Genomic DNA, 14276 nt, shown 5'->3' with positions numbered 1-14276 from the left:
CCGCATTCGCCGACGCCGCCGTCTGTCGCGCGCGCCGTCACAGGACACCGCCGACCCCGCCGCGCGGCGCACCGTGCCGCTCGGGAGAAGCGTGCCGCTGACTTCGTCTCACGCCAGGGTCCGGGGAATCCCTAGTCTTCGCCCGAGAGCGGGGGTTTTTGGTGCCGTTCGGACGCGGCCCGGCGCCGAACGGAGAGATTCCTTAGGGAAAAGTACAGCCTTCGCGCCCCTACGATCCGGCAGGCAGAGGTGGCCACAGGACCGACTTTTCCGCAGGGGTGAGCGAGGCATGACGATCGGAGCCGACGAGGACCCGGTGGTGGTCGTCGGAATGGCCTGCCGCTTTCCGGGAGGCGTCGAGGGACCCGAGGACCTGTGGGAACTGGTCCGCGCCGGCCGCGACGCCACCGGGCCGTTCCCCGGCGACCGCGGCTGGGACCTGGCCGCCCTGACCGGTGACGGGCCCGGCCACAGCGTGACCCACCGAGGCGGATTCCTCGCCTCGGCCGCCGACTTCGACGCCGGCTTCTTCGGGATGTCGCCCCGCGAGGCCGTGTCCACCGACCCTCAGCAGCGGCTCGTCCTGGAGACCTCCTGGGAGGCCCTGGAACACGCCGGCATCGACCCGCACACCCTGCGGGGCACCCGCACCGGCGTCTTCGTCGGCACCAACGGCCAGGACTACGCGGCCGTCACGAACGCCTCCTCCGAGGACCTCACCGGACACGCCCTCACCGGCCTGTCGCCGAGCATCGCCTCCGGGCGGCTCGCCTACTTCCTCGGCCTCGAAGGACCCGCCGTCACCCTCGACACGGCGTCCTCCTCGTCCCTGGTCGCCCTTCACTACGCGCTGCGCTCGCTGCGGTCGGGGGAGTGCGCCACCGCCCTGGCCGGCGGCGTCACCGTGATGTCCACGCCGGTCGGGTTCATCGCCTACACCCGGCAGGGCGCTCTCGCCGCCGACGGCCGCTGCAAGGTCTTCTCCGACGACGCCGACGGCACCACCTGGGCGGAGGGCGCCGGCATGGTCGTGCTGGAGCGCCTGTCAGCCGCCCGCGCCGCCGGGCACCCCGTGCTCGCCGTGCTGCGTGGCTCCGCCGTCAACCAGGACGGCGCCTCCGGCGGACTCACCGCCCCCAGCGGACCGGCCCAGGAACGTGTCGTCCGCGAGGCCCTCGCCGACGCCGGACTCGGTCCCGCCGACATCGACCTCGTCGAGGCCCACGGCACCGGCACCCGGCTCGGCGACCCCGTCGAGGCCCGGGCGCTGATCGCCACCTACGGCCAGGACCGCGACGGCGGACAGCCGCTGCGCCTCGGCTCCCTGAAGTCGAACATCGGGCACGCGCAGGCCGCCGCCGGCATCGGCGGACTCATCAAGGCCGTCCAGGCGATGCGCCACGGCCTGATGCCGCGGACCCTGAACGTCTCCGCCCCCACCCGGCACGTCGACTGGTCGGCCGGCGCCGTCGAACTCCTCACCGAGGCCCTGCCCTGGCCCGGCACCGGCCGCCCGCGCCGGGCCGCGGTCTCCTCCTTCGGCATCAGCGGCACGAACGCACACGTCATCCTGGAGGAAGCACCGGCGACCGAGCCCGCCACCGCTGTCGCCGCCGCGTCCGCGGGCGGATCCGCTGCCTCCGCCGAGCCCGCCCACCGACGCGGGGCCCGCACCGAGTCCGTCGAGCGGCCTGCCGTCCCAGCCGTCGGGTCAGCCGACCGAACCGTCGCCCCCTCCGTCGGGTCAGCCGACCGAACCGTCGCCCCCTCCGCCGGGTCCGTTGGCCGATCGTCCGCTCCTGCCGTCGGGTCCGTTGGCCGATCGTCCGCTCCTGCCGTCGGGTCCGTCGGCCGATCCCCCGTTTCCGCCGCCGAGCCCGCCGCTCAACTGCCCGCCCCCGCAGGCCTCGTGCCCGCGCCGGACGCCGTGGCCTGGCCCGTGTCCGCAGCCTCCGCGCAGGCCCTCGACGCCCAGATCGACCGCCTCACCTCCTTCGTCCGCGCCCACCCCGGCCTCGACCCCCTGGACGTCGGCCACTCCCTGGCCACCGGCCGGGCCGCGCTGCGCCACCGCGCGGTCCTGACGCCGTCCGGCGACGGCGCCGTGGAGCGCGCCCGCGGCGAGGCCGCCCCCCGGACCACCGCCGTCCTCTTCTCCGGACAGGGCTCCCAACGGCTCGGCATGGGCCGTGAACTCGCCGCCCGCTTCCCGGTGTTCGCCGAGGCTCTGGAGACCGTCCTGGCCGCCCTCGACCCCGAACTGGAGCGTTCGGTGCGGTCCGTGATGTGGGGCGAGGATCCCGCCGAACTCGACCGCACCGGGTGGACCCAGCCCGCGCTGTTCGCCTTCGAGGTCGCCCTCTACCGGCTCGCCGAGTCCTTCGGACTGCGCCCCGGCGCCGTCGGCGGCCACTCCGTCGGCGAGATCGCCGCCGCGCACGTCGCCGGGGCGCTGCCGCTGGCGGACGCCTGCCGGCTGGTCGCCGCCCGCGCCACCCTGATGCAGGCACTGCCCGCCGGCGGCGCCATGTCCGCCGTCGAGGCGTCCGAGGACGAGGTCCTCCCGCTGCTCGGCGACGACGTCGCCCTCGCCGCCGTCAACGGTCCCACCGCGGTCGTCGTCTCCGGCGCCGAGGACGCCGTGGAGCGGGTCGCCGCCCACTTCGCCGCCCAGGGCCGCCGCACCAGCCGCCTCGCGGTCTCGCACGCCTTCCACTCGCCGCTGATGGAGCCGATGCTCGACACCTTCCGGGACGTCGTCGCCCAGCTCACCTTCCACGAGCCGACGCTGCCGGTCATGTCCAACCTCACCGGTGAACTGGCCGGTGCCGAGATCGCCACCCCCGAGTACTGGGTACGGCACGTACGCGGCACCGTCCGCTTCGCCGACGGCGTGACGGCCCTGCGTGAGCACGGCACCGACCTGCTGATCGAGCTGGGACCCGGCAGCGTCCTCACCGCCCTCGCACGCACCGTCCTCGGCCCGGACACCCCGGTCGAGGCCGTCCCCACCCTCCGCAAGGACCAGCCCGAGGAGACGGCCCTCACCGCCGCGCTCGGCCGGCTCCACGTCCTCGGCGTGCCCGTCGACTGGTCCGCCCTCTACACCGGCACCGGAGCCCGCCGCACCGACCTGCCGACGTACGCCTTCCAGCGCACCCGGCACTGGCCCGCCCCGGCCCGGCCCGGCGGCACCGCCCCCGCGGGCGGCAGCCACCCGCTGCTCGGCCCGACCGTCGAACTCGCCGACGGCGGCACGGTGTCCGTCGCGACGCTCTCCGCCGCCACCCACCCCTGGTTCGCCGACCACGCCGTCGCCGGACGCGTCCTGCTGCCCGCCGCGGTGCTCGTGGAACTCGCCGTCCGCGCGGGCGACGACACCGGATGCGACGTCCTGCACGAACTCGCCCTGGTCGAGGCGCCCGTCCTGCACAGCGGTGACACCCTGAACCTCCAGGTCCGGGTCGGCTCCGCCGACGAGGCCGGCCGGCGCACCGTCACCGTCCACTCCCGGCCGGGCAGCACCCCCACCGAGCCCTGGACCCAGCGGGCCGGCGGCCTCCTCGGCACCGCGCCCGGCACCGCCGCGGCCCCCGACACCTCCTTCGCGACCGCCTGGCCCCCGCCGGGCGCCGAACCCCTCGACCTCGACGACCACTACGAGCGGCTCGTCGACGACGGCCTCGACCTCGGACCCGCCTTCCGCGGCCTGCGCGCCGCCTGGCACCACGACGGGGCGGTCCTCGCCGAGGTCGAACTCCCGGCCGGCACCACCGACGACCCCGGCGCCTACGGGGTGCACCCCGCGCTCCTCGACGCCGCCCGGCACGCCGCCCTCACCACGACCGGCACGCTCCCCGTCGCCTGGCGCGGGGTCCGGCTGCACGCCGTCGGCGCCACCGCCCTGCGGGTGCGGATCGGCTCCGCCGACGACGGCGCCCTGACCCTGACCGCCGCCGACGTCACCGGCGCCCCGGTGCTCACCGCCGACGCCGTCGTCGTACGGCAGCTCACCGAGCAGGAGCGCACCGCACCCCGGCCGCCCACGCGCACCCGGATCCAGAACACCGCGGCGCCGCGCCGCACCCGGCCCGTCGCCGCCGTACCCGGCGCCGCCCCCGCCGAGCCGTCCGCCGCCCCGGCGCCCGACACCTTCGCGGCCGAGATGGCGGCCCTGGCGCCGGCCGAGCGCGAGCGCCGGCTCATCGGCCTGGTGCGGACCCAGGCGGCGGCGGTCCTCGGCCACCAGGGCCCGGACGCGGTCGGACCCCGGGCGGTCTTCAAGGAACTGGGCTTCGACTCGCTGGCCGGCGTGGAACTCGGCGACCGCCTCACCGCGCTGACCGGACTGCGGCTGCCGGCCACCCTCGTCTTCAACTTCCCCACCCCCGAACTCGCCGCCCGGCGCATCGGGGAACTCCTCGTCGCGTCCGGCTCCCCGCCGCTGGGATCGTGCGACGACGAACTCACCAGGTTCGAGGCCATCGTGCGGACCCTGCCGGACGACGACCCCGAACGCCGGGCAGTCGCCGACCGCCTGGACGCACTCGTCGCCTCGCTCCGCCGGAACTCCGCCCCTCGGGAGGACTTCTCCGACGAGGACATCGGCTCGGTGTCGGTCGACAGGCTGCTCGACATCATCGATGAAGAGTTCGAAACCACATAGCGGATTCCCAGCTTTCGTTCGCGACCCGATGACGAGGACGGACCCGATGCCGGAACCCCAGCAGAACCAGCAGGAAAAAGTTGTCGACTACCTTCGCCGGGTCACCAACGATCTGCGACGCGCCCGCCGCCGTATAGGCGAGTTGGAATCCCGCGACAACGAGCCCGTCGCGATCGTCGGAATGAGCTGCCGGCTGCCCGGCGGAGTGAGCTCGCCGGAATCCCTGTGGGAACTCGTGGAATCCGGCGGGGACGCCATTTCCGGATTTCCCGCCGACCGCGGCTGGGACATCGAGGCGCTCACCGGAAACGGCGAGGGAAGCAGCTCCACACACGAAGGCGGATTCCTCTACGAGGCCACCGACTTCGACGCCGGGTTCTTCGGCATATCGCCGCGCGAGGCCACCGCCATGGACCCGCAGCAGCGCCTGCTGCTCGAAGTCTCCTGGGAGGCCCTGGAGCGGGCCGGTATCGCCCCCACCTCCCTGCGCGGCAGCTCGACCGGCGTGTTCGTGGGCTCCTACCACTGGGGCGCCCCCTCCGCGGACACCGCCGCCGAACTCCACGGCCACGCCCTGACCGGCACCGCCGCCAGCGTGCTGTCCGGCCGTCTCTCCTACGTCTACGGTCTCGAGGGCCCGGCGGTCACCGTCGACACCGCGTGCTCCTCCTCCCTCGTCGCCCTGCACATGGCGGCCCGGTCGCTGCGCAGCGGGGAGTCCTCGCTCGCCGTCGTCGGCGGCGTCACCATCCTCGCCGAGCCGTCCGTCTTCGTGGAGTTCAGCGCCCAGGGCGGCCTGGCCCCCGACGGCCGCTGCAAGGCGTTCTCCGACGAGGCCGACGGCACCGGCTGGGGCGAGGGCGTCGGTGTCCTCGTCGTCGAGCGTCTCTCCGACGCCGTCCGCAACGGCCACCCCGTGCTCGCCGTGCTGCGCGGCTCCGCCGTCAACCAGGACGGCGCCTCCAACGGACTGACCGCCCCCAACGGCCGCGCCCAGGAACAGGTCATCCGCCAGGCCCTGGGCAACTGCGGCCTCACCGGCGCCGACGTCGACGCGGTCGAGGCGCACGGCACCGGCACCCGCCTCGGCGACCCCATCGAGGCGCAGGCGCTGCTCGCCACCTACGGTCAGGAGCACGGCCCCGAACAGCCCCTGTGGCTGGGCTCCCTGAAGTCCAACATCGGCCACACCCAGGCCGCCGCGGGTGTCGCGGGCGTCATCAAGATGGTCATGGCGCTGCGGCACGGCGTGCTGCCCCGGACCCTGCACGCCGCGTCGCCCTCCACCCACGTCGACTGGGAGTCGGGGCACGTCCGCCTCCTGAGCGAGGCCACCGCCTGGCCGGAGACCGGCCGCCCGCGCCGGGCCGCCGTGTCCTCGTTCGGCATCAGCGGCACCAACGCCCACGCCGTACTGGAGCAGGCCCCCGTGCCCGCCGAGGACGACGGGGCCGAGGACGCCCCACAGCGGCCGCACGTCGTGCCGGGCGCCCTGCCGTGGCTGCTCTCGGCCCACTCCGATCAGGCGCTCCGCGACCAGGCCGCCGCCCTCGTCGCCCGCCTCGACGCCGACACCGAGCCGCGCCCCCAGGACGTCGGCCACAGTCTGCTCTCCTCCCGGGCCCTGCTGGAGCGCCGGGCCGTCGTCGTCGCGGCCGGCCGCGACGGCCTGCTCACCGGCAGCCGCGCGCTGGCCGAGGGCCAGTCCTGGAGCGGACTCGTCGAGGGCGCCGCAGACGTGGACGGCCGCACCGTCTTCGTGTTCCCCGGTCAGGGCTCGCAGTGGGTGGGCATGGGTGCCCAACTCCTGGACGAGTCGCCGGTGTTCGCGGAGCGGATCGCCGAGTGCGCGAAAGCGCTCGCCGAGTTCACGGACTGGAACCTGATCGACGTGCTGCGGGGCGTGGAGGGTGCGCCGACGCTGGAGCGTGTCGACGTGGTCCAGCCCGCGTCGTTCGCCGTGATGGTGTCCCTGGCCGCGGTGTGGCGTGCGCAGGGTGTGGAGCCGGACGCGGTGGTGGGTCACTCGCAGGGTGAGATCGCCGCCGCCGTGGTCTCGGGTGCGTTGTCGCTGCGTGATGGTGCGCGTGTGGTGGCGTTGCGCAGTCAGGCCATCGGGCGCAGTCTCGCGGGGCGGGGCGGCATGATGTCGGTGGCGCTGCCGGTCGCCGAGGTGGAGGCCCGTCTGGAGGCGTTCGGCGGGCGGGTGTCCGTCGCCGCCGAGAACGGCCCCCGCTCCTGCGTGGTCTCCGGCGAACCCGGAGCCCTGGACGAGCTGCACGACCTGCTCACCGCCGAGGACGTGCGCGTGCGCCGCGTCCCCGTGGACTACGCCTCGCACTCCCGCCACGTCGAGGACCTGCACGACGAGATCCTGGAGTTGCTGGCGGAGGTCGCGCCGACCGCGTCGCGGATCCCGCTGTTCTCCACGGTCACGGGCGACTGGCTCGACACCACCGCCATGGACGCCGGCCACTGGTACCGCAGCCTGCGCGGGCGGGTCCTGTTCGCCGACGCAGTGCGCGGTCTGCTCGCCGCCGAGCACCGCGCCTTCATCGAGGTCAGCTCCCACCCCGTCCTCGCCATGTCCGTCCAGGACATGATCGACGACGCCGGAGTGGTGGGCGTGGCCTCCGGCACCCTGCGCCGCGACAACGGCGGCCTGGACCGCTTCCTGCTCTCCGCCGCCCAGATGTTCGTCCGCGGCGTCCACGTCGACTGGGCCCCGCTGTTCGAGGGCACCGGCGCGACCCGCGTCGACCTGCCCACGTACGCCTTCCAGCACGAGCGCTACTGGATCAGCCGTGCCGTCGTGGACCGTTCGGCCACCGCACCGATGGACGCCGAGTTCTGGGCGGCCGTCGAGCAGGCCGACGTCTCCGCCCTCACCGAAGCGCTCGGCACGGACGAGGAGTCCGTCGCCGCGATCCTCTCCGGCCTCGCCTCCTGGCGCCGCACACGCGGCGAGCGCTCCACCCTCGACTCCTGGCGCTACCGGGTCACCTGGGAGCCGCTGGCCCGGGTTCCCCGCGCCACCCTCGACGGCACCTGGCTGCTGGTCTGCGCCGACGGCGTCGACGACACCGACGTCGCCGGGGCGCTGGAGACGGGCGGCGCCCAGGTGCGCCGCCTCGTCCTCGACGAGACCTGCACCGACCCCGCCGTCCTGCGCGAGCGTCTGCCCGACACCGACGGCCTCACCGGCATCGTCTCCGTCCTCGCCGACGCCGAACAGGACTCCGCCCACCACCCCGGACTGACCCTCGGACTCGCGCTGTCCGTGTCGCTGGCGCGGGCCCTCGGCGAGGCCGGCGCCCCCGCCCCGCTGTGGTTCCTGACCCGAGGCGCCTTCTCCACCGGCCCGTCCGACCCCGTCACCCGGCCGCTGCAGAGCCAGATCGCCGGTCTCGGCTGGACCGTCGCCGTCGAGCACCCCCACCGCTGGGGCGGCGTCGTCGACCTGCCCGACATCCTCGACACCCGCACCGCCCAGCGGCTCGCCGCCGCCCTCGCCGGCGCGCTCGGCGACGACGACCAGCTCGCCATCCGGCCCGCCGGCGTCCTCGCCCGCCGCGTCATCCGCGCGAGCGGCGACACCCGCCGCAGGACCCGCTCCTGGACTCCGCGCGGCACCACCCTCGTCACCGGCGGCTCCGGCACCCTCGCCCCCGGACTCGCCCGCCACCTGTCCGCCCACGGCGCCGAGCACCTCGTACTGCTCAGCCGCCGCGGCGCCGACGCCCCCGGCGCGGCCGAACTCGCCGCCGAACTCGAAGCGGCGGGCACCGAGACACAGTTCGCGGCCTGCGACATCACCGACCGCGACGCGGTCGCCGCCCTCCTCGACGGACTCAAGGCCGAGGGCCGCACCGTCCGCACGGTCGTGCACACCGCCGCCGTCATCGAACTGTCCGCCCTCGCCGACACCACCGTCGACGCGTTCGCCGAGGTCGTGCACGCCAAGGTCACCGGCGCCCGGATCCTCGACGAACTCCTCGACGACGAGGAGCTGGACGACTTCGTCCTGTACTCCTCCACCGCCGGCATGTGGGGCAGCGGCGTGCACGCCGCGTACGTCGCGGGCAACGCCTACCTGTCCGCGCTCGCCGAACAGCGCCGCGCCCGCGGCGCCCGCGCCACCTCCATCCACTGGGGCAAGTGGCCCGACGACCGCGAACGCGAGCTGGCCGACCCGCACCAGATCCGCCGCAGCGGACTGGAGTACCTCGACCCGGAGCTGGCGCTGACCGCCCTCCAGCGCGTCATGGAGGACGACGAGACCGTCATCGGCCTCATGGACATCGACTGGGGCACGTACCACGACGTCTTCACCGCGGGACGCCCCTCGCATCTGTTCGACCGGATCCCCGAGGTCGCGCGGCTGCTGGCCGACCGGGCCGCGCCCGCCGCGACGGCCACCGCCACCAGCGGCCTGGCCGCCCGCCTCCAGGGTGTGTCCACCGCCGAGCAGGACCGGATCGCGCTCGCCCTGGTCCGCGAGGAGACCGCCGCCGTCCTCGGCCACGCCTCCGCCGACACCGTCCCGGAGCGCCGCGCCTTCCGCGACATCGGCTTCGACTCGGTGACCGCCGTCGACCTGCGCAACCGCCTCGTCGCCGCGACCGGGCTCACCCTGCCGTCCACCATGGTCTTCGACCACCCGAACGCGGTCGCGCTCGCCATGTTCCTCAAGGCCACCGCGCTCGGCACCACCGGCACGGCCGGCGACCGGCCCGCCGCCGCGGTCGCCGGCGCCGACGACGACCCGATCGTCATCGTCGGCATGAGCTGCCGCTTCCCCGGCGGCGCGAGCACCCCGGAGGAGCTGCTGCGGCTCGCCCTCGACGGCGCCGACGCCATCTCCGAGTTCCCCGCCGAACGCGGCTGGGACGCCCACGGCCTCTACGACCCGGACCCCGACCGGCAGGGCCGCACCTACTCCGTGCACGGCGGGTTCCTGCACGAGGCGGCCGGCTTCGACCCCGGGTTCTTCGGCATCTCGCCCCGCGAGGCCCTGTCGATGGACCCGCAGCAGCGGCTGCTCCTCGAAACCTCCTGGGAGGTCCTGGAGCGGGCCGGCATCGACCCCGAGTCGCTGCGCTCCAGCGCCACCGGCACCTTCTTCGGCGCCAGTTACCAGGACTACTCCAGCAGCGTCCAGAACGGCACCGAGGGCACCGAGGTGCACATGATGACCGGCACCGCGGCCAGCGTGCTGTCCGGCCGTGTCTCCTACCTGCTCGGACTCGAAGGCCCGGCGGTCACCGTCGACACCGCCTGCTCCTCCTCCCTGGTCGCGATGCACCTGGCCTGCCAGTCCCTGCGCAGCGGCGAGAGCACCCTCGCCCTGGCCGGCGGCGCCGCCGTCATGGCCACCCCGCACGCGTTCGTCGGCTTCAGCCGGCAGCGGGCCCTGGCGAAGAACGGCCGCTGCAAGCCGTTCGCCGAGGCCGCCGACGGCATGACCCTCGCCGAGGGCGTCGGCGTCGTCCTGCTGGAGAAGCTCTCCGACGCCCGCCGCCACGGCCACCGCGTCCTCGCCGTCGTCCGCGGCTCCGCCATCAACCAGGACGGCGCCTCCAACGGCCTCACCGCCCCCAACGGCGTATCCCAGCAGCGCGTCATCCGCCAGGCCCTCGCCAACGCCGGACTCGGCACCGCCGACATCGACGTGGTCGAGGCGCACGGCACCGGCACCAGGCTCGGCGACCCCATCGAGGCGGGCGCCCTGCTCGCCACCTACGGCCAGGGCCGCGACGAGGACAAGCCGCTGCTGCTGGGCTCGGTGAAGTCCAACATCGGCCACACCCAGGCCGCCGCGGGCGTCGCCGGCGTCATCAAGATGGTGATGGCCATGCAGGCCGGCGAACTGCCCGGCACCCTGCACGTCGACGAGCCCTCCAGTCACGTCGACTGGACCTCCGGCGCCGTCACCCTGCTGCGCGAGCGCACCGCCTGGCCCACCGCCGAGGACCGCCCCCGCCGGGCCGGTGTCTCCTCCTTCGGCATCAGCGGCACCAACGCCCACCTCCTCCTGGAGCAGGCCCCGCCCGCCGAAGAGCCCGTCGAGGAGCCGACCGAGGACCCCGAGGACGCCCCGCTCGTCCCCTGGCCGCTGTCCGCCAAGTCCGCGCCGGCGCTGCGCGAGCAGGCGTCCCGGCTGCTGACCGCGACGGCCGGCGCCACCGCCACGCCCGCCCGCGTCGGACACGCCCTGGCCACCACCCGGACCGCCTTCGACCACCGCGCCGTCGTCCTCGGCAGCCGGCCCGAGGACTTCGCCCGCGGCCTGGAAGCCGTCGTGTCCTCCGCGTCCGCCGGCGGCGTCGTCACCGGCACCGCCGGACCGGACTCCGCGGGACCCGTCTTCGTCTACCCGGGCCAGGGCTCCCAGTGGTGGGGGATGGGCCGCGAACTCCTCGCCACCTCCGAGGTGTTCCGCACCGCCGTCGACGACTGCGCCGCCGCGCTCGCCCCGTACACCGACTGGTCCCTGCACGAGGTACTGGCCGGCGAGGGCGACCCGGAGCTCCTGGAGCGCGTGGACGTCGTCCAGCCCGCCCTGTTCTCGATGATGGTCGCGCTCACCGCGCTGTGGCGGGCGCACGGCGTCGAACCGGCCGCCGTCGTCGGCCACTCGCAGGGCGAGATCGCCGCCGCCTGCGTCGCCGGGGCGCTCAGCCTGGAGGACGCCGCCCTCGTCGTGGCGCTGCGCAGCCAGGCCCTGCCCCAGCTGTCCGGACTCGGCGGCATGATGTCCGTCTCCGCGCCCGCCGAACGCGTCACCGAACTCCTCGGGCCCTGGGACGAGGCGCTGTCCATCGCCGCCGTCAACGGCCCCTCCTCGGTGATCGTCTCCGGCGACGCCGACGCCCTCGACGAACTCCTCGAAACCTGCCGCGAGCAGAACGTACGGGCCCGCAGGGTGTCCGTGGACTACGCCTCGCACGGCCGGCACGTCGAGGCCGTGCGCGACGAACTCGCCCGCGTCCTCGCCCCCGTCAGCCCCCGCACCCCCGAGGTGCCGTTCTACTCGACCGTCACCGGCGCCCGGCTCGACGAGGCGGCCTTCGACGGCTCCTACTGGTACACCAACCTGCGGCAGACGGTGCTGATGGAGGACGCCACCCGCGCCCTCATCGCCACCGGACACCGTGTGTTCGTGGAGATCAGCCCACACCCGGTGCTGGCCGCCCCGATCCAGGAGACGCAGGAGAGCCTCGCCGAGGAGGCGGAGACGGCGGCCGAAACCGGCGCCGTCCTCGGCACGCTGCGTCGCAACGAGGGCGACCGCCGCCGGTTCCTCACCTCGCTCGCCGAGGCGCACACCCACGGCATCGCCGTCGACTGGACCACCGTCTTCGACCGCCCCGTGTACGCGCCGGTCGACCTGCCGACCTACCCCTTCCAGCGGCAGGACTTCTGGCCCGAGCCCAAGGCCGCCGCCTCGGGCACCGCCGACGCCTCCGACGCCGCGTTCTGGGAACTGGTCGAGAACCAGGACCTCGCCGCGCTCGCCGGCGAGCTCGGCATCCCCGCCGACGACGGCGCCGGCCGGCTCGGCGACGTACTGCCCGCGCTGTCCGCCTGGCGCGCCCGCTCCCTCACCCGCTCCCGGGTCGACGCGCTGCGCTACCACGTCGAGTGGAACCGCGCCGCCGACCCCGGCACGGCCCGGCCCGCCGGGCGGCTGCTGGCGGTGATCTCACCGGACCACGCCGGTGCCCCCTGGGTCGCCGCCGTCCTCGACGCGCTCGGCCCGGACACCGTCCGCTTCGAGGCCAAGGGCACCGACCGGGCGTCCTGGGCCGCGCAACTCGCCCAGATCCGCGAGGACGAGGGTGAGTTCCACGCCGTGGTCTCGCTGCTCGCCGCCGCCGAGGCACTCCACACCGACTTCGGGTCCGTGCCCCTCGGCCTCGCCCAGACCCTCGCCCTCGTCCAGGCCCTCGGCGACGCGGAACTCACCGCGCCCCTGTGGTGCCTGACCCGGGGCGGTGTCGCCGCCGGCCGCGGCGACGTCCTCAGCAGCCCCGCCCAGGGCGCGCTGTGGGGCCTGGGCCGTGTCATCGGCCTCGAACACCCCGACCGGTGGGGCGGTCTCGTCGACCTGCCGGAGACGCTCGACACCCGGGCCGCCGCCCGGCTCACCGGACTGCTCGCCGACGCGGGCGGCGAGGACCAGCTCGCGATCCGCGGCTCGGGCGTCCTCGCCCGCCGCCTCGTCCACGCCGCCCCGGCCGTACCCGGCTCCGGGAAGCGCCCGCCGGTCCGCGGCTCCGTCCTCGTCACCGGCGGCACCGGCGGCATCGGCGGCCGGGTCGCCCGCCGCCTCGCCGAACAGGGCGCCGCACACCTGGTGCTGACCAGCCGGCGCGGCGCCGACGCCCCGGGAGCAACCGAACTCCGTAGCGAACTGGAGCAGTTGGGCGTCCGGGTGACGATCGCCGCGTGCGACGCCGCCGACCGGGACGCGCTCGCCGCGCTCCTGGCCGGCCTGCCCGAGGACGCGCCGCTCACCGCCGTCTTCCACTCCGCCGGTGTCGCCCACGGCGACGCCCCGGTCGCCGACCTGACGCTCGACCGGCTCGACGCGCTGATGCGCGCCAAGCTGACCGCCGCCCGGCACCTGCACGAACTGACCGCCCACCTCGACCTGGACGCGTTCGTGCTGTTCTCGTCCGGCGCCGCGGTCTGGGGCAGCGGCGGCCAGCCCGGCTACGCCGCCGCCAACGCCTACCTCGACGCCCTCGCCGAGCACCGCAGGTCCCTCGGCCTGACCGGCTCGTCGGTGGCCTGGGGCACCTGGGGCGAGGTCGGCATGGCGACCGACCCCGAGGTCCACGACCGGCTCGTCCGCCAGGGCGTCCTGGCCATGGAACCGGCACACGCGCTGGGCGCCCTCGACCAGATGCTTCAGGACGACGACACCACGCTCGCCGTCACCCTGATGGACTGGGAGCTGTTCGCGCCGGCCTTCACCGCGAACCGCCCCAGCGCCCTGCTGAGCACCGTTCCGGAAGCGGTCTCGGCCCTCAGCGACGAGGGCCCGGCCGCCGCCGACGGCTCCGGCGCGGCCGTGCCGCCGCTGCGCGCCCGCCTGGACGGGCTGCCCACCGCCGAACGCGGCCGGGCCCTCGTCGAGGCCGTCCGCGCCGAGGCGTCCGCGACCCTCGGCCACGACAGCCCCGACGCGGTGCCCGCCTCGCGCGCCTTCCGCGACGTCGGCTTCGACTCCGTCACCGCCGTCGAACTGCGCAACCGGCTCCGCTCCGCCCTCGGGCTGCCCCTGCCGGCCGCCCTGGTCTTCGACTACCCGACTCCCGCGGCGCTCGCCCAGCACATCGGTTCGCTGCTCTACGGCACCGCACCCGATGACGCGGACACCGGCCGCGCCGGCGACCCCGACGCCCGCATCCGCGAGGCCCTGGCCACCGTCCCGATCGGACGGCTGCGCAAGGCGGGCCTCCTCGACATGGTGCTGAAACTCGCCGAGTCCGACGACGTTGAGGACAGCGCCCCCGCCACGGACGACACGGCGGACTCCCTCGACGACATGGACGCCGAAGCGCTGCTGCGGCTGGCCGCCCAGAACTCGGCGAACTGAAAG

General features: G+C 75.1%; 1 protein-coding gene and 1 pseudogene. Both read left to right on the top strand.

Annotation, left to right across the window (positions count from 1 at the left end; all coding sequences use genetic code 11):
* Positions 1–304: 304 nt before the first annotated feature.
* A pseudogene (locus ACFY3J_RS33355) lies at positions 305–4666 on the top strand (beta-ketoacyl synthase N-terminal-like domain-containing protein); the annotation flags it as partial.
* A gap of 46 nt (positions 4667–4712) precedes the next feature.
* Entirely contained in the window at positions 4713–14273 is a 9561-nt protein-coding gene (locus ACFY3J_RS33350; RefSeq protein WP_390842403.1) for a type I polyketide synthase, read from the top strand.
* The last annotated feature ends 3 nt before the right edge of the window (positions 14274–14276 follow it).

It is taken from the genome of Streptomyces sp. NPDC001231 (assembly GCF_042896885.1).
Classification (GTDB): Bacteria; Actinomycetota; Actinomycetes; order Streptomycetales; family Streptomycetaceae; genus Streptomyces.
This window is presented reverse-complemented; position numbering and strand designations above follow the sequence as displayed.